Source organism: Streptosporangium heterodermiicola (assembly GCF_051390675.1).
GTDB lineage: Bacteria > Actinomycetota > Actinomycetes > Streptosporangiales > Streptosporangiaceae > Streptosporangium.
Genome location: NZ_JBPJSR010000015.1, coordinates 215,836 through 232,490, shown reverse-complemented (window position 1 = coordinate 232,490; position 16,655 = coordinate 215,836). Strand labels below are relative to the sequence as shown.

The window sequence follows — 16,655 nt, the reverse complement described above, 5'->3', positions numbered from 1 at the left end:
GGGTTGATCCTCATGATCGATTCGTGTCGCGACAGGCGGGCGTCGAAGAGCGCCGGGAACGGCGGCGACTTCGCCGTTCTGCCGCGGTGATTCGTCAGGTGGTCAACGCCGCGGTCGATGACTGTCCCGCCGACGAGGCGCTGGAGGATCTCGACGTTCCGCCGGCACGGCACCGCCGTAACGCGGTCTGGCTGGCGTGATCGCCCGAGGAGTACCGCATCTTTGGAATCAGGCGCACTGCCCCGGTGTCCCCGGGCGCAAGAGCGGCGTCGGGTAGATCGGATGGACAGGCCTGACCCTCACGGCTTCGCACGCGACTGTTCGGACATGGGTGCTCACTTGGCGCCGTAGGCCTGGCGCCACTGCTCGGCCGCTTGCAGCATCGCGTGGCCGACATGGTCGAAGAAGTCGCCGATGTCCCGTAACCGGGTCCCGGCGGGTGAGGTGACTCCGAGCGTCGCCGCTCCCTGGCGGGCGAAGTCGGCCAGCAGCGTGTTCTGGCGGGCACTGGCCATCCAGCCGCGGAACCAGGCGTCGGCGTCGATGACGTAGCGGTCGCGCCGCCGGCGGGGGTCGCGTTCGCGGCGGATCAGCTCCTGCCGTTCGAGCTCGCCGACGGCCTTGGAGATGGAGGCGGGACTGACCCGCAGCCTGCGGGCGAGCTCGGCCGCGGTGAGGCTGCCGCTGTCGGTGAGGTAGAGGCCGGCGAGGACGCGGGCGGTCATCCGCGACAACCCGGTGTTGATCATGAGTGTGGTGAACCTCTCCTCCAGATCGTCGACCGCTTCACGGTCACGTTCCCCGGGGGGCGGCGGACGTCTGCGGGCGCGTTCACGGGTGGCCTGGTGCGCCTGGTCGGCCTGGTAGCGATCGGGGCCGCCGTTTCGGGCCACCTCGCGCGAGACGGTGGACAGCGGCCGGTTCAGACGGGCGGCGATCTCGGTGTGGGTGAGCCCTCCGGCCAGCCCGTCGGCGATCTGCCGACGCTCCTGGTGGGTCAGCCTGCCTCCGGGCATGGGCGGCGCCTTCCTGGTCGTACGCGCGAGGACGGGGGCATTCTTGCATTCGCATTCATCTCATTGCAAGTTTGTCCGCTTGCGTTCACGGTCATCGCCATTGCAAGCTCGATAAAGTGCCTGCCTGAGAGACTTTTTTGCATTGACAGTTTTGTGAATGCAAGTTAGCTTTTTGTTTGTTGTAAAGATCGAATGTCGCGGGCCCAACGCTCCCGATGGGAATCCCCACGAAGTCCCGGCGTCGTTTCGGGCGAACCTCCCGGCGGGCGAGCGCGCGGGTGGTGTGACAGGCGAGGTTCACGGCCACCCGGTGGACCGTCGGCCTCGGCTCGCCCCGGCGGACGGCATCCCGCCGCCCCATCCCTCCATCCCTCGAAAGGAACCGACGTGATCGCATCGCAGTCCGCCAAGGCGGCGCTACTCGCCGCCGCGACCCTGGCCGCCACGGCCCTGCCCATCACCGCGTCGCCTGCCATCGCGTCGCCTGCCACCGCGTCGTCCGCCACCGCGTCCGCTCCCGGACATCCCGGGGTGCAGCAGGTGCTTGACCAGGCGGTGGCCGCCAAGCTCGCTCCCGGCATGGTCGCCGACGTCCGCGACGGCCGCCGCTCCTGGTTCGGCTCGGCGGGCGTGTCCGACACCGGGACCGGACGCGAGCGCCGGCGGAACGAGCGGTTCCGCATCGGCAGCGCCTCCAAGGCCTTCACCGCCACCGTGGTGCTCAAGCTCGCGGCCGAAGGCAGGCTGAGCCTCGACGACACCCTGGACACGTGGCTGCCCGGCCTGTTCGACAACAGCGCCTACGAGCCCGACAGGATCACCGTCAGGCAACTGCTCAACCAGACCAGCGGCGTCTACGCCTACTCCGACGACCCGGCGTTCTTCGCCACGGGCGTCGGTCCCGAGTGGTTCGAGCACCGCTACGACACCCACACCCCGGAAAAGCTGGTGGGGATCGCCCTCGCCCACCCGCCCACCGGCGAGCCGGGCCGGAGTTTCAAGTACTCCAACACCAACTACATCCTCGCCGCGATGATCGTCGAGAAGGCGACGGGCAGGACGTTCGAACAGGAACTCATCCGGACCGTCATCCGCCCCCTGCGCCTGACCGGCACCTCCCTGCCCCGCACCGACCCCGGGATCCGCGGCCCGCACCCGGTGCACTACTCCATCCTGTTCTCCCGCGACCCCCGGCCCGCCGTCCACGACGCCACCCGGATGAACCAGTCCTTCGCCTGGTCCGCCGGCGGTGTCATCTCCACCACCGCCGACCTCAACCGGTTCTTCGCCGCCCTGTTCGGCGGGCGCGTCCTGCCTCCCGCGCAACTGCGCGAGATGCTCACCACCGTCCCCACCGAAGGAGCGAACTGGATCCCCGGCACGCGCTACGGTCTGGGCGTCTTCGAACAGGAGCTGCCCTGCGGCACCAGCGTCTGGGGCAACGCCGGCGCCACCTACGGCTCCTGGAGCTACGCCATGGGCACCCGCGACGGCGAACACCGCCTCACCACCCAGGTCAACGGTGACTGGGCCCCGCTCAGCGTCTTCACCGACGCGCTCGCCGCCGAATTCTGCCCGGCCGGTACGAACCGGAGCCGATGACAACCGGGGCCAGGCCGACGAGGCTGTCGCGGCTGCGGGCCGTGTGGCCGGGCACGCACGGCCCGGCTGGGCGGCCGGAGTTAACGGGTGGCGGCCACGAGGGGTCTGTGGTCACAGTGGATCCGTGCCGGAGAACAATTTTGACGAACGGACAGCGGAAACCTACGAGGCCAAGTGGCCGGAACTGTTCGACCCGGCGGTCGTCGACCCGGCCGTCGACTTCCTCGCCGATCTGGCGGGATCGGGCACGGCTCTCGAACTCGGCATCGGTACCGGCCGCATCGCGTTGCCGCTCAGCCGACGAGGCGTTCGCGTGCACGGGATCGAACTGTCGACGGCCATGGTGGCGCGGCTGCGGGCCAAGCCCGGCGCGGAGAGCGTCGGCGTGACCGTCGGCGACTTCGCGACCACGGGGCCGGGCGGCGCCTTCCGGCTCGCGTACCTTGTGCGCAACACGATCACGAACCTGACCACGCAGGACGAGCAGGTCGAGTGCTTTCGCAACGTGGCGGCGCACCTGGAACCCGGCGGCCTCTTCGTCATCGAGGTCTACGTCCCGGAACTCCGGCGTCTCCCGCCCGGCCAGACCGTCCACCCCTTCACCGTGACCCCGGCCCACCTCGGCTTCGAGGAGTACGACGTCGCGTCGCAGATCGCGTTCTCCCATCACTACTGGGTGGTGGACGGCCGGCTTGAGACCCGGTCGTCGCCGCACCGCTACGTATGGCCGTCCGAGCTGGACCTCATGGCGCGGCTCGCCGGGATGACCCTGCGCGAGCGATGGGCCGGCTGGAGGCGCGAGCCCTTCACCGGCGACAGCAGAAGCCACATCTCGGTCTGGCGGCGGCCCTAGCGCTGTCCTGGATACCCCGTGCCGAACACGTGCCCTGCCGCGAGGGAGGCCGGAGTCGGCCCCGTACGGCTCTCACAGGCGGTAGACCCGGCGGGCGGTCGCGGCGAAGACGTTCTGGACGACCTGGGGGGAGCGGCGGGCGAGGACCTCCTGCCAGGTGGAGACCAGGGTGGGCAGGCCGGTCCAGATCTTCTCGATCGGGAAGTTGCTCCCCCACATGCAGCGGTGCGAGCCGAAGGCCTCCAGGCAGGTGTCCGTGACCGTCTCGATCAGCGAGCGGTCCACGCGGTGCACGAACGTGCCCTGGCCGGTGAGCTTCACCACGACGTTGGGCCGTTCGGCCAGCAGTCTCAGGCCGCGTTTCCACTCCGCCACCCTGGACGCCTCGAAGTCGTCGAGCATCCCCGCGTGGACCAGGACGAACGTGACGTCCGGGAAGTCGTCGACGAAGCTCGCGGCGTCGGCCATCTGCCCGGAGAACACCTGGAGCTCGAACAGCCAGCCGAGGTCGGCGAGCGAGGCGATGTTGCGGCGGAAGACGGGATCCTTCATGCGGTCGGGGCCGGAGGCGAAACGGAACTCCGGCCGCTCGTGCCAGTGCAGCTGCAGCCGGGTGCCCCTCATCAGCGGGGTGAGCGCGGCCTGGCGGCGCATCACGTCGGCCGCGCCCTCGTCGAAGAGGTCCGCGGAGCCGATCACGGCCGTCGGCCAGCCGGTCTCGGCGTGCGTCTCGCTCAGCCAGCGCACCTCGTCCAGGGCGCGGTCGAGCGGCCAGTTGGCCTGCACGTAGACCGCGGAGGTGATGCCGCAGGCGGTGGCCTCCTCGACGTACTCCGACACCGGGTAGTCGCGGCGGATCGGTTCGTAGGGGCCGAAGATGCGCGGGATCATCTCGCCCTGGAGCCAGGGCAGGTCGGCGGCGCGCCAGATATGGTGGTGCGCGTCGACGATCCCGGTGGGAGCCGGACGGGGGGTGGTGTCGTTCATCGGATACCTCCGGCGTGGAGACCCCCGGCCTCGGCCCCGCGGAGGGACCTGTCCGTGGGGGATGTCATGAGCGGGTTCCCTGTTGAGCAGGGCGTGGAGCGGGGTTTGGAGGCGGCCACAGCCTGGCGGCCGCGCGCCGGGGGCCGGACAGGACCGCCGGGAGGCGGCGGACCTCCGCGAGGGCGGTGGGCAGGTCACTCACGCCGCCGAGGTGGTCCAGGTGGGGGAGCTGGGCGGCCATGGCGCGCGTGACCGGGCTGTAGGTGGGCGAGCACGCCAGCGGCGACCACCAGACGAGCCGGTGGCTCAGCCGGGACAGGCGGGCGGTCGCGCGGACCATGGGGACGTGGTCGCCGCGTTCGAGCCCGTCGGACAGCACGATCACGAGCGCGCCCCTCGCGAGCGCCACGAACCGCGGGACGCCCAGGAACTCCCGCAGCGCCGCCCCGATCGCGGTGCCGCCGTCGGCGTCCGTCACCTGCTCGGACACCGCTCGCAACGCCCGGCCGGTGTGAGGGTACGACAGCGCGGAGGTGATCCTGGTGAGCCTGGTGCCGAAGGTGAAGACCTCGGTACGGGCCGGTGCCGCGCGCAGCGCCGTGTGCGCCAGGCGGAGCAGGTCGGGGGTGTGCCGTCGCAGCGAGCCCGAGACGTCGACCAGGATGAGCAGGCGGCGCGGGCGCGGGGGGCGGGCGCGCCGGCGCAGCTCGATGATCTCCCCGTCGTGGCGGTGCGCCCGCCGCCAGGCGTGCCGCACGTCCAGCCGGTCGCCGGTCCGCGCCGGGCGCCGCCGCCTCGACGGGGTCGAGGGCAGTACGGCGGGCCAGGCGGCCTCCAGCGCCCGGGTGACCGGGCGCCACCGGTCGCCGGCCGGGTCGAAGTCCCGCCTGCCGTACGTGCTGAGCGTGCTGGCCTCGACGCCGTCGCCGGGCAGCACCTCTCGCGGGGCGGGGTCGTCCTCGCCCGGCCCCTGGGGGGAGGGGACGTCGCTCTCCCCGGCGGGGGGCGGCGGTACGGCGTCGGGGAGGCCGCCCTGCCGGAACCACGCGGTGAAGACCCGGTCGAACGCGGCGAGCTCCTCGATGTCGTGCAACAGGGTGATCCGGGCGTACCAGTACAGGGCGGTCAGGTCGCGCGGCGGCGACTCGCCGACGACCCGCAGCAGGTCGGCCTGTTTCGGCAGCGCGGTGGTCACGCCCGCGGCGCGCAGCGCGGACAGGAACCCCCACACGTGACCGGCCGCGAGGGTGACGGGCCCGGCGTCGCCGGGGGACCCTCCCGCGAGGGCGGCGGGCTCAGGCATCGCCGGACCGTTTGACGGGCTCGGCGTCGCGGGACGGCTTCCTCGCGAGGGCGGCAGGCCCGGCGTCGCCCACTGTGAGGGGGGTGGGTCCGGTGTCGCGGGACGGGTTTACCGTGGGGGCGGTCGAGGGTTCTCGGTGGCCGGTGGGCTCAGGCATCGCCGAAGAGCTCCTCCGCGTGCCCGACGAGCAGCCGGGTGTCCTCCTCGTCCTTGATGAGCAGGCCGAGGGCGCGGCGCAGCGCCACGGGCCAGGGGCTGCCGCCCTCGGCCAGGGCGACCGCGCCCCTGGCCCACTCCACGGACTCGGCGATGCCGGGCCGTTTGAGCAGCGGCAACCCGCGTACCCGCTGGACGGCGCGTACCAGCCCCTCCGCCGCCCGCTCCTCCAGGCCGGGTACGGCCGCGCGCAGGATCGCCCGCTCGCGGTCGACCTCGGGGAAGGCGATCCAGTGGTAGAGGCATCGCCGCTTGAGCGCGTCGTGCAGCTCGCGGGTCCGGTTGGAGGTGAGCACCACGACCGGCGGCGTGCGCGCCCTGATGGTGCCCAGCTCGGGGACGGTGATCTGGAAGTCGCCCAGGAACTCCAGCAGGAACGCCTCGAACTCGCTGTCGGCGCGGTCGATCTCGTCGATCAGCAGGACCGCGCCGCGATCGGTCTCCAGGGCGCGCAGCAGCGGCCGCCGCAGCAGGAACTCCTCGCGGTAGAGGTCGCCGACCTCCTGGCCGCGGCTCTCGGCCACCCGGACCCGCAGGAGCTGCTTGGGATAGTCCCACTCGTACAGCGCCTGTCCGGAGTCCAGCCCCTCGAAGCACTGGAGCCGGATGAGCTCCCGGCCGACGACGCGGGAGAGCACCGTGGCGATCTCGGTCTTCCCGACGCCGGGTTCCCCTTCGAGCAGCAGCGGCCGGCCCAGCCGCAGCGCCAGGTGGACGGCGGTGCAGAGTCCCTCGTCGGCGAAGTATCCCTCCCGTTCGAGCGCCGAGGCGAGCGCGCGCTCGTCCAGGAGGCGGCCCACCGAGGAACCCCCACCGGCCTCCGAAGAGGTTCCGCCGGCCACCGAGGAGGCCCTGCCGGATGACGGGCCGGATGACGGGGCGGATGACGGGCCCGATGGCGAGCCGCCCGGCGAGGACCCGCCAGCCGCCGGGGAGCCGCCGGACGCCGAGAAGGGTTCGCCGGTGGCCGGGGGGAACCCGCCGGCCACCGGGGAGCCCCCGGCAGGCGTCACAGTTGCGCGTGCTCGGTCGTGAGCAGGTGGATCCGCTGGGTGGTGTGCGCGGCGGCGTCGGCCGCGGCGGCCTTGCCGTGTTCGGAGCCGAACGCGGCCACGCGGGCCTCGTCGTCGTCGAAGTAGAGCTCGTTCACCGAGTCGAACGCGGCGTCCTCGCCGTTGCTGACGCTCACCGTGTACTTGCGCAGCCCGGGGAGCTTCCTGGCGAACTCGACGTGGTCCTCCACGACCCACTTCGCGAACTCCTCGTGGGACAGGTTCTCCGCGCGCTTGAGCAGTGAGACGACTTTCAGCATGGTTATCGGTTCCTCCGGATCGGATGGGTTCTCAGGTGTTCAGGCGTTCCCGGGCGAGGACACCTCGCGCGGGACGTCCTCGCGCAGGGCGTCCAGCCCGCGCAGGACGCGTTCGGGGGTGAAGGGCATCGCCGTGACACGTACACCGCAGGCGTCGAAGATGGCGTTGGCGATGGCCGGGATCGGCGCGTTGGCGGTCATCTCGCCGATGCCCTTGGCACCGTAGGGCCCGTTGCCCGCCGGACGCTCCAGGAACAGGCTGTGCTGTACGGGAATGTCGGCCGGTCCCGGCATCAGATAGTCGGCGAAGTCGCGGGGCCCGTGGTCGCGCCGGGGGTAGTAGGGCTCGGTGGTCTCGAACAGGGCGTGCGACATGCCCATCCAGGCGCCGCCCTCGACCTGCTGGGTCGCCATCGCCGGGTTGAGCGCCCGGCCGATCTCGTAGGCGTTGTACAGCTCCAGCACCTCGACCGTCCCGGTCTCGTCGTCCACCTCGACGACGGCGACCGTGCACGCGTGCGCCTGGCACGAGTCGGGGTCCATCTCTCCCGTCTCGGGCACCGGCGTGCTCGGCTCCTTGAGGAAGATGCCGCGCCCGGAGATCGTACGGCCGTGCTTGAAGTGCGCGGCGAGGGCGAGGTCGGTGATGTGGATGCTCGGCTGGTCCGAGCCCTTGAGCTTGATGACGCCGGTGCCGTCGGTCTCCAGGTCCCCGGCGTCGACCTCCAGCTCCTCGGCCGCGACCTCCAGCATCACGCCGCGAGCCTCGGCCGCCGCCATGATGACGGCGTTGCCGACGCGGTGGGTGCCCCGGCTGGCGAAGGTCCCCATGCAGTGCGGGCCGGTGTCGGTGTCGGCGGTGTTGACCAGGACGTTCTCGATCGGCAGGCCGAGCGTCTCGGCGGCGCACTGCGCGGCGATCGTCTTGATGCCCTGGCCGAGGTCCACCGAGGACAGCGTGATCACGAACGTGCCCGTGGTCGTGGCGTGGATCAGCGCCTGTGACGGGTCGCCGCCGAGGTTCATGCCGGTCGGGTAGTTGACCGACGCGTATCCGCGCCCGCGCAGCCTGGCCATGGCCTACAGCCCCTCTCGTGTCGTCGAGGACATCCGGCGGTACGCCTCGGGCAGCTCGTGCCCGGACATCTCCGCGGCCTTCTGGATCACTTCGACCAGCGCGGTGCCCTCGGCGACCTTGCGGTGGGCCTTCACGTCCCCGTCGCGGTAGGCGTTGAGGAGGCGCAGTTGCAGCGGGTCCATGGACAGGGCCCGCGCGATCCGGTCCATCTGCGACTCCAGCGCGAAGTCGCCGATGGTCACGCCGAACCCGCGCATCGCGCTGGACGGCGTGCGGTTGGTGAACACGCAGTGGCAGTCGGCCCACACGTTCGGGATCGAGTACGGCCCCGGCATGTGGGCGGCGGCCTTGGTGGTGCCGTACGGGGTGTGCCGGGCGTAGGCGCCGGAGTCGACGTACAGCGTGACCTTGCGGCCGATGATCCGGCCGCCGGCCGTCACGGCGTCCTTGATGTAGATGCGCTCGGCCGCGCGCGGTGAGGAGACCTGCATCTCCTCGTACCTGCTGTAGACGAACTTGACCGGGCGGTCGGTCACCATGGCGGCCACGCACGCGACCGGCTCGACGACGACGTCGACCTTGCCGCCGAAGCCCCCGCCGACCGTCCCGCCGACGACGCGCAGCTTGTTGAACGGGGTCTCCAGGATCAGCGCGGTGTTGTCGAGGGTGAAGAAGCACGCCTGGGTGTCGGAGTGGACGCGCAACCGGCCGTCGGCCTGCGGGATCACCACGCAGCCGGTGGTCTCCGTGGGGGCCTGCTCGATCGGCGCCGACTCGTAGCGCCACTCGAAGACGTGGTCGGCCTCCCCGAACGCCTTCTCCACGTCGCCGAACCTGATCCGCCGGCAGTGGTGTCCCTCGTACGTGAAGAAGTTGCGGCCGTGGTACTCGTTGACCAGCGGCGCGCCCTCCGCCAGGGCCTCCTCGACGTCGAAGACGGCGGGCAGGTCCTCGTACTCCACCCTGATCCTGGCCGCGCCCTCCAGGGCCGCCGCCTCGGACTCGGCGACCACCGCGCAGATCGGCTCGCCGAGGTAGCGGACCTTGTCCACGGCCAGGATCGGCTCGTCGTCCGGCCCGACGCCGATCAGCTTGAGCGGCGTGTAGATGTTGTTCGGGATGTCGGCGTGGGTGAGGATCCGCGTGACGCCGGGCACCTCCAGGGCGGCGGTCAGGTCGACGTTCCCGATCCTGGCGTGGTGGCGGGCCGAGCGGTGCATCTTCAGGTGCAGCATCCCCCGGGGGGCGACGTCCTCGAAGAACTCGGTCCTGCCGGTGACGTGTCCCCGCGCGTCGGAGCGCTGGACGACCGAGCCGATGACGGTGAAGTCGTCCTCGCGCTCGGCGGCGAAGGAGCCCTTGTCGATGGGGGCGAGCCGGTAGGTCATCGCGACACCGCCGTCTCCGCGCTTCCCGCGCTCTCCCCGCGCCTGCGCCGGGCCGCGTCCAGGATGGCGATCATGATGGGCTGGTAGCCGGTGCACCGGCAGACGTTGCCCGAGATCGCCTCGGCCACGTCCTCCTTGGTCGGGTCGGGGTTGCGGTCCAGCAGGGCCTCGGCGACCATGATCATGCCCGCCGTGCAGAACCCGCACTGGGTGGCGAAGTTGTCGACGAAGGCGCTCTGCACCTCGTCGAGGTCCCCGCCGGCGGCGACCCCCTCAAGGGTGCGGACCGAGCAGCCCGAGACCGTTTCCACGGAGACCAGGCACGCCGTCACGGGCAGGTCGTCGACCAGCACGGTGCAGGTGCCGCAGCCGCCCTGCGCGCAGCCGCGCTTGGCGGCCGTGAGCCCCAGCGCGTCGCGCAGGGTCGCCAGGAGAGTGGTCCCCGGTCTGGCGATGAACTCCCGGGGTTCGCCGTTGACGACGAGCGAGACGATCTGTGACGACATTGTCCGGCCCTTTCTGAGAGGTGAGTGCTAGCCGGTGAAGGCCCGGCGCAGGTGCACGGGCAGGACGCGCGCCCGGTACCACGCGCTGGCGTAGGCGTCGTCGAAGGGCGCCGCGTCGGAGCGGGCGGCCTCCCCGGCCTCGGTCAGGACCTCGGGGCTCAGCGGGCGGCCCGCCAGCAGCCGCTCGGCCGACACCGCGCGCACCGGGCGCGGGGCGACGCCGCCGAGGGCGATCCTGGTCGCGCTCACCACGCCGTCCTCGGTGCGTGTCACGGAGGCGACGGTCACGATGGACGCCGAGTTGAGCCTGCGGCGCATGGCCTTGTGGTAGTACCAGGTCCCCGGTTCCGGCACGGCCGCCGTCACCGCCGTGACGAACTCGCCCGCCGCGACCCCCGAGGCGAGCACGTCGGCCACCGGGGCCTCGCGCCGCCCGCCGGGCCCGGCGATCTCGCACACCGCGTCGAGGGCGAGCAGGCAGACCGCCAGATCGCCGTACGGCTGCGCGACGAACAGGTTGCCGCCCACGGTCGCCAGGTTGCGGATCGTGGGGGAGGCGATGGTGCGTATCGCCGGGCGCAGGAAGCCGAGTCCGGGGTGCTCCTCGACGGAGGAGAGCGGGGCCGCCGCGCCGATCCTGGCGACGCCGTCGCGGACCTCGATCCCGGCCAGCCCGGCCCTTCGCAGGCTGATCAGCTCGCTCCCGGTCGCGGCCCCGCCGCTGACCAGCGGCATCACGACGGTGCCGCCGCCCATGATCTGGCCGCCCCTCGCCGAGTGGACCGCCACGGCCTCGGCGGACTCCGGCACGTGGACCGCCTGGATCATCATGTCCGGACCCCCTGCGTTACAAGTGGGTTAACTATCGATAATTGATTATCGGAACCGTAGGCTGGGATCAGTTCTGGAGTCAAGGGGAGGTCAAGAGGAGATCGATGAACGAGAATCGACACTCGATAGGATGCGCTCCATGACCGAGGAGACGACCGGGGAGCCCTCCATGCTGCCGAGGCTGACGCTGTCGCGGCAGATCCGCGACTCGCTGGTCAGCCGGATCGTCTCCGGCCAGTTCGGGCCCGGTGAGCGACTGGTGGAGACGCGTCTCGCGGCGACGTACGGCACGAGCCAGGCCCCCGTCCGCGAGGCCCTGCGCGAGCTGGAGGTCATGCGGCTGGTGGAGACCCAGCCGCGCAGGGGCACCTTCGTGCGCCCCTTCGTCCACGAGACGCTCAGGGAGAGCTACGTCGTGCGGGCCGCGCTGGAGGAGACGGCCATCCGGCTGGCCATCCTCGCCGGGACCGTCCCGCTGGAGGCGCTCGGCTCGGACGTGGCGGCGATGCGGGCCGCCGCCGACGAGGGCGACGTCGAGGCGTCCGTGCGGGCGAGCGTGTCCTTCCACCGGCGCGTCGTCGAGGCCGCTCGGAACGAGCTGCTCAGGCTCTCCTGGGAGGGGCTGCAGATCGAGGCGCGCACGTCGGTCACGATGCTCGCGACCGGCGTGGACCTCCACGACATCGCCCGCGACCACGCCGACCTGCTGGCGGTGATCGAGCGCGGCGACCTGGAGACGGCCTGCAAGCACGCCCGCGACCACCAGTGGCACTACGCCGACCTGCCGCACGACGCCCACGGCAGGATCCGCGACACCGCTGCCGGCTGAATTACCGCATATCGGGGGATTCGTGCTTGGAACCCGGAGACCGGGGTAGCCGGACCGGGCTGTCGTCATCACCGGCCGGAACGGCGGGTGCCCGATCCTTGTGAGGGGCCGGCGCCCGCCGCGGACGGACGGCGAGGTCGTACGCATGACCCCGCCGCCCGGCTCGGGAGACGAGGGACGCGGATACGGTTCGAGGAAAGGTGAGATCGTGACGAGCAACTCCGGACAGACCGGTTCCGAGGCGGCGACGGCCGCGGCCAAGACGCTGGCCGACCCGAACGCCACCGAGGAGGAGAAGTCCGCCGCCGCCAGCGCGCTGTCGCAGGCCCCGGAGAGCCACGGTGAGACCGGTGCGGAGGCGGCGTCGGCCTCGTCCAGGACGCTGTCGGACCCGGACCAGGGTGACACGGAGAAGTCCGCCGCGGCCAGCGCGCTGTCGCAGACACCGGACAACGACGACGAGAAGTGACGATCGGAACCGCCCGGAGGCCGCGCCTCCGGGCGGTTCGCCGTCCAGGCCGTCGCGAGGCCGTCGCGAGGCCGTCGCGAGGCCGTCGCGAGGCCGTGACGGGAGCCGTCATGAGGTCGTCCATGGGCGGCCCGTCGTACGGCCCGGCGTCCGGGGGTCACTCCGGAGGTCATATCGCCCAGCGCCGGAAGCCGCCCTCGGAGTTGATGACCTGGCCGGTGATCCAGGCGCCGTCGTCGGAGGCGAGCCAGCGGACCAGCCGGGCGACGTCCTCCGGCCTCCCCCACCGTCCCGCGGGCAGCGCGCGGCCCACCTCGCGGGTGATGTCGGGATCGGCCCAGCCGGTGTCGACCGGTCCGGGGTTGACCGCGTTCACGGTGATGCCCCGGTCTGCGAGGGCGTCGGCGAGGCTGAGCGTCATCTGGTGGATCGCGCCCTTGCTGACGGCGTACGGCAGCTCCTGGCTCATCGGGGCGAGATGCTGTCCCGAGGTGAACAGGATCACCCGCCCGCCGGGCCGCCGGTCGTCGTGCCGGGCGGCGAAGGCCTGCGCCAGCAGCACGCTCCCGCGGGCGTTCACCGCCCAGGAGAGGTCGAGTTCGGCCGCGGTCACCTCTTCGAGCGTGCCCAGCGCGCTGCGGGCGTGGTTGGCGACCACCACGTCGACGTGGCCGAAGGACCGCGCCGCCAGCTCGACCACCGACGCGGGCGTCCCCGGGTCGGCGAAGTCGGCCTCCACGTGCCGCAGGCGCTCGCCCTCGCCGCCGAGCTCCTCCAGGACCCCCTTCGTCCCGGCGGGGTCGGCGCCCCACGGCTGATCGGCGTCGTGCGGCGTCCACGAATGCGCCAGCACGCTCGCCCCCTCGGCGAGCAGCTCGCGGGCGATCGCGAAACCGATCCCGGCCCGCCTGCTCACCCCGGTCACCACCGCGACGCGCCCGGCCAGCGATCCCCGGCCGCGACCGTCGTTCGTCTCGATCGTCATGATCCGATCCTGCCGGAAGGGCCGGCCCTCTCGCGACCGGCCCTTCCCTCACGAACGATCGTCGCGGGCGCACCGCCCTCCCCGTGGTGGGCGTGCGGCCTGTTCGCGCCCTTCCGGCTCCCCGAGCCCGCGCCGACCGGCGCGCTCGGCCTCGCCGCGGCCGGTCACCCCGTCCGCGTGCTGAGCCGCACGCGCGGACCGCACATCGGGGACCTGAGGACGGGAGCCGGGCTCGGCCCCGCCCTCGACGGGTCGGCACGGTCGTCCACCTCGCCACCGACCCGCGCGACCCCTCGGCGGACATCGAGGGCACCCACGCGGAGGATCTCCCGGGCGAACGACCCGGGGAGATCTCCTGGGCGAACGACCCCGGGCCGCTCCGCTCACCCGGAGGTCAGGTGGCCCGGGTGCCCGTCCGGGTGGCGATGTGGGCGGGAGGGGCGATCCCGGCCGGAAGCAGGGGGTCGGGGACCGGGTCGAGCCAGGTGGTGGCCAGGGGCAGCCGGCCCGCCCAGATCCCCAGCTCCGCGTCGGGCCCTTCGCCGTCGTCGGGCGGTCCGTCGCTCACCTTGACCGACGCCTCGGCCAGGGAGATCGCGAGGATCGTCGTCGCGGCGAGCTCCTTGCGGCTGGGCTGCCTGGCGTACTCCCACTGGCCGGGGGCGGCCCGCTCGGTGAGGATCCGCAGCGCGGCCAGCTTCTCCTCGCCCTCCAGGGCCCTCGGGACGCCGTAGACCATGGCGGAGCGGTAGTTGACGCCGTGCTCGAACACCGACCTGGCCAGGATGAGGCCGTCCACGTGGGTGACCGTCACGCAGACCGTTCCCAGGCCCGTGCCCGCCACGGCCCCTGATCCGTCCGCGTCCGCGTCGGCGCCTTCGGATCCGGTCTCGGTTTCGGCGGATCGCCGCGCGGGCCCCCGGCCGGTCAGGCTCCTGCTGGCCACCGAGCCGTGCACGTAGAGGTGTTCGGTGTCGAAGCCGTAGACCGTGGGGACCACCATGGGCACGCCGTCCGAGATCACTCCCAGGTGGCAGACGAATCCGGCGCCCAGCACCTCGTACAGGGCGGCGCGGTCGGTGCGGCCCTTCTCTCGCAGGCGCCGGTGCCGGGTGCGCTCGGTCGCGGACAATTCGCTCATGGGGCGATATTCAATCAGGTGACCTCGGGGTTCGCGTGTCCCATGGGCCGGGGGTCTCATGCTTCGAGATGCCACGCTCCGGGGGTCCCGTGGTTTGTACGCTCGTGGGCTTGTTCGTCCCTTGACGCGGACCGCTGGAAGAAAGACCAGTAGCGGAAACGGCGGCCCGAACGGAGAAAGACCCGCCGTGGCGGGTCTTTCGCGTGGAGGCCGGAGGGGGGATCAGGCCGCGGAGGTGGGACCGCTCGTCCGTGGAAAGCGGAGGACGTTGCGGCCCGTGTAGGCGCTGAGATCGACGACCTTGGCGTCACCGGTCACCCCACGGCGTGTCGCGGAACGAATGTCCCTGATCTTGAGCCGTGCGACATATGGTGGCACGACCACAAGTCTCTTCATTGAGCCCCCCGGCGTGATGGTTCCGTTATAAGAAGTATCTACAGATCGCCGCATAAGACTGTCGTAAAGGCCAGGTCAGCTGGGGACCGGTCAGTAGGGGAGCGGGCGCCCCGAGGGGGAGCGCAGGTCCAGGCCCGGGGCGTGGCCGGGACGGCGCGGCCTCCGCCGCCGGATGATCTGGGTGCGTCGCCGCATGATCTTCCTCTTTTCCGGGCTCGCCGTGCTCCGCGTCCTGATGACGCCGGTCGCCGGACGCTCGCGCGCCCGGCTCGCACGGTTGCCCGTGCGAGCCAAACCTAGTCCGCCCGCCCCCTCTCGATCAACCGTTTTGGCTACGCAGGGTTCCCGGAACCATGCGGGTGGTGACGGCGATCCGGTTCCACGCGTTGATCGTCGAGATTGTCACGACCAGCGCGGCCAGCACCTCCGGCTCGTAGTGCCTGGCGGCCTCGTCCCACACCGCGTCCGGCACCGTCTCGCCGCGGTCACCGAGCCGGGTGGCCTCCTCGGCCAGGGCGAGGGCCGCCCGCTCGGCGTCGCCGAAGAAGGGCGTCTCCCGCCAGGCCGCCACCGCGAACAGCCGCTCGTCGCTCTCCCCGGCCGCCTTCGCGTCGTGGGCGTGCATGTCGACGCAGAAGCCGCAGCCGTTGATCTGGCTGACCCGCAGCTTGACCAGCTCCTTCGTGGCGGGTGGCAGCCCGCTCTCCGCCAGGTACCTCTCCAGCCCCAGCATGGCCCGGTAGGCCTCCGGGGCGAGCTCGCCGATGTTCATCCGCTCTTTCATCGAACACTCCTCAGTTTCTCCGGGTTCATCACGATGTCGATCTCGGTGATCCGGCCCTCGGAGACGGTCAGCCCGTAGACGGCGAGCCCGCCGTTCCACGCCCACAGCAGCCCGGCCCGGCCGTTGACCGTGGTCACCGTGAGCCCCCCGGTGCCGCCGGACTTCCTGACGACCCCGAACACGAAGCGGCCCACCCGGTCGGAGCCGCGGACCGGCCTGCGGGCCGCGCCGACCACTCCGCCGCCGTCGCTGCGCAGCACCACGTCCGGATCGAGCAGCGCCACCAGCGCGCCGATGCCGCTGTCACCGTCATCGCCGTCATCGCCGCCGTCACCGCCGTCGCCGTCCCCGCCCCGGACGATCCGCGCGAAGGCCTCGACCACCCTGCGGTGCTCGGACTCGTCGACCTCGAAGCGGGGCGCCCGCGCCGCGACGTGCCCGCGGGCGCGGGCCGCGAGCTGCCGGCACGCGGCGGCGGAGCGCCCGACCGCGCGCGCCACCTCCCCGAAAGGCAGCCCGAACACGTCGTGCAGGACGAAGGAGGTGCGCTCGGCGGGGCTGAGCGACTCCAGCACCACCAGCATCGCCAGGCTCATCGACTCGTCCAGGGTCACCCTGTCGGCGGGGTCGCCCTCGCCGACCACCGGCTCCGGCAGCCACGGCCCGACGTATTCCTCGCGCCGTACGCGCGCCGAACGCAGTACGTCCAGCGCGAGTCTCGATACTGTGACCACCAGCCAGCCCGTGACGTCCCCGATCTCCGAGCGTTCCGCCCCGCCCAGCCTGAACCAGGCGTCCTGGACGACGTCCTCGGCCTCGTCGACGCTGCCGAGCAGGCCGTAGGCCACGCCGACCAGGCGCGGCCGGATGGCCCCGAACTCCGCCGCGAGAGCTTCGTCACCGTTCACGTAAGGAGGACGAGACATGTCCCAAGTCTGTGACATCGCCCGAACCCCACC

General features: G+C 71.9%; 18 protein-coding genes. 5 read left to right on the top strand and 13 right to left on the bottom strand.

Going from position 1 to position 16,655, the window contains the following annotated elements:
* Window positions 1-23 precede the first annotated feature (23 nt).
* Window positions 24-200, top strand: a complete 177-nt coding sequence (locus ACSC1Q_RS29770; protein ID WP_436761997.1) for a hypothetical protein — start codon at window positions 24-26, stop codon at window positions 198-200.
* 135 nt (window positions 201-335) lie between these two features.
* Here ACSC1Q_RS29770 and ACSC1Q_RS29765 read toward each other — a convergent pair whose 3' ends face one another.
* Window positions 336-1,016, bottom strand: a complete 681-nt coding sequence (locus tag ACSC1Q_RS29765) for a GbsR/MarR family transcriptional regulator (RefSeq protein WP_436761996.1) — start codon at window positions 1,014-1,016, stop codon at window positions 336-338.
* Window positions 1,017-1,403: 387 nt separating this feature from the next.
* Between ACSC1Q_RS29765 and ACSC1Q_RS29760 the strand changes: the two genes are divergently transcribed.
* Both ACSC1Q_RS29760 and ACSC1Q_RS29755 read left to right on the top strand, forming a co-directional pair.
* On the top strand, window positions 1,404-2,618 hold the full coding sequence (locus ACSC1Q_RS29760; protein ID WP_436761995.1) for a serine hydrolase domain-containing protein: 1,215 nt from the start codon (window positions 1,404-1,406) through the stop codon (window positions 2,616-2,618).
* A 124-nt stretch (window positions 2,619-2,742) separates the two neighbouring features.
* Window positions 2,743-3,471, top strand: a complete 729-nt coding sequence (locus ACSC1Q_RS29755) for a class I SAM-dependent DNA methyltransferase (protein ID WP_436761994.1) — start codon at window positions 2,743-2,745, stop codon at window positions 3,469-3,471.
* A 72-nt stretch (window positions 3,472-3,543) separates the two neighbouring features.
* Here ACSC1Q_RS29755 and ACSC1Q_RS29750 read toward each other — a convergent pair whose 3' ends face one another.
* The 8 genes from ACSC1Q_RS29750 to ACSC1Q_RS29715 all read right to left on the bottom strand — a co-directional run bounded on the left by ACSC1Q_RS29750 (window position 3,544) and on the right by ACSC1Q_RS29715 (window position 11,092).
* Window positions 3,544-4,458: an amidohydrolase family protein gene (locus ACSC1Q_RS29750; protein WP_436761993.1), complete on the bottom strand. Its 915-nt coding sequence runs from the start codon at window positions 4,456-4,458 to the stop codon at window positions 3,544-3,546.
* Between the two features lie 64 nt (window positions 4,459-4,522).
* A complete protein-coding gene (locus tag ACSC1Q_RS29745; RefSeq protein ID WP_436761992.1) occupies window positions 4,523-5,761 on the bottom strand; it encodes a vWA domain-containing protein in 1,239 nt (412 codons plus the stop codon).
* A gap of 149 nt (window positions 5,762-5,910) precedes the next feature.
* Window positions 5,911-6,777 carry an AAA family ATPase gene (locus tag ACSC1Q_RS29740; protein ID WP_436761991.1) on the bottom strand — a complete coding sequence of 289 codons (867 nt, stop codon included), beginning with the start codon at window positions 6,775-6,777 and terminating at the stop codon, window positions 5,911-5,913.
* A 209-nt stretch (window positions 6,778-6,986) separates the two neighbouring features.
* A complete protein-coding gene (locus tag ACSC1Q_RS29735) occupies window positions 6,987-7,289 on the bottom strand; it encodes an EthD family reductase (RefSeq protein WP_350975212.1) in 303 nt (100 codons plus the stop codon).
* 39 nt (window positions 7,290-7,328) lie between these two features.
* Entirely contained in the window at window positions 7,329-8,366 is a 1,038-nt protein-coding gene (locus ACSC1Q_RS29730; protein ID WP_436761990.1) for a xanthine dehydrogenase family protein molybdopterin-binding subunit, read from the bottom strand.
* 3 nt (window positions 8,367-8,369) lie between these two features.
* Window positions 8,370-9,755, bottom strand: coding sequence for a xanthine dehydrogenase family protein molybdopterin-binding subunit (locus ACSC1Q_RS29725; RefSeq protein WP_436761989.1), 1,386 nt, complete (start codon window positions 9,753-9,755; stop codon window positions 8,370-8,372).
* A complete protein-coding gene (locus tag ACSC1Q_RS29720) occupies window positions 9,752-10,261 on the bottom strand; it encodes a (2Fe-2S)-binding protein (RefSeq protein ID WP_436761988.1) in 510 nt (169 codons plus the stop codon). The genes ACSC1Q_RS29725 and ACSC1Q_RS29720 overlap by 4 nt, the downstream gene beginning before the upstream one ends.
* A gap of 27 nt (window positions 10,262-10,288) precedes the next feature.
* Window positions 10,289-11,092, bottom strand: coding sequence for an FAD binding domain-containing protein (locus tag ACSC1Q_RS29715; protein WP_436761987.1), 804 nt, complete (start codon window positions 11,090-11,092; stop codon window positions 10,289-10,291).
* 139 nt (window positions 11,093-11,231) lie between these two features.
* Here ACSC1Q_RS29715 and ACSC1Q_RS29710 point away from each other — a divergent pair, with 139 nt between their 5' ends.
* A complete protein-coding gene (locus ACSC1Q_RS29710; protein ID WP_436761986.1) occupies window positions 11,232-11,921 on the top strand; it encodes a GntR family transcriptional regulator in 690 nt (229 codons plus the stop codon).
* Window positions 11,922-12,129: 208 nt separating this feature from the next.
* On the top strand, window positions 12,130-12,390 hold the full coding sequence (locus tag ACSC1Q_RS29705) for a hypothetical protein (RefSeq protein ID WP_436761985.1): 261 nt from the start codon (window positions 12,130-12,132) through the stop codon (window positions 12,388-12,390).
* Window positions 12,391-12,559: 169 nt separating this feature from the next.
* Here the strand turns inward: ACSC1Q_RS29705 and ACSC1Q_RS29700 are convergent, their stop codons facing one another.
* The 4 genes from ACSC1Q_RS29700 to sigJ all read right to left on the bottom strand — a co-directional run bounded on the left by ACSC1Q_RS29700 (window position 12,560) and on the right by sigJ (window position 16,622).
* Entirely contained in the window at window positions 12,560-13,375 is an 816-nt protein-coding gene (locus ACSC1Q_RS29700) for an SDR family oxidoreductase (protein WP_436761984.1), read from the bottom strand.
* A 394-nt stretch (window positions 13,376-13,769) separates the two neighbouring features.
* Window positions 13,770-14,516 (bottom strand): pyridoxamine 5'-phosphate oxidase family protein, encoded by a 747-nt coding sequence (locus ACSC1Q_RS29695; RefSeq protein ID WP_436761983.1) that lies wholly within the window; start codon window positions 14,514-14,516, stop codon window positions 13,770-13,772.
* Between the two features lie 715 nt (window positions 14,517-15,231).
* On the bottom strand, window positions 15,232-15,696 hold the full coding sequence (locus ACSC1Q_RS29690) for a carboxymuconolactone decarboxylase family protein (protein WP_436761982.1): 465 nt from the start codon (window positions 15,694-15,696) through the stop codon (window positions 15,232-15,234).
* Window positions 15,693-16,622 (bottom strand): RNA polymerase sigma factor SigJ, encoded by a 930-nt coding sequence (gene sigJ / locus ACSC1Q_RS29685; RefSeq protein WP_436761981.1) that lies wholly within the window; start codon window positions 16,620-16,622, stop codon window positions 15,693-15,695. Before sigJ ends, ACSC1Q_RS29690 begins: the two co-directional genes overlap by 4 nt.
* Window positions 16,623-16,655: the final 33 nt, after the last annotated feature.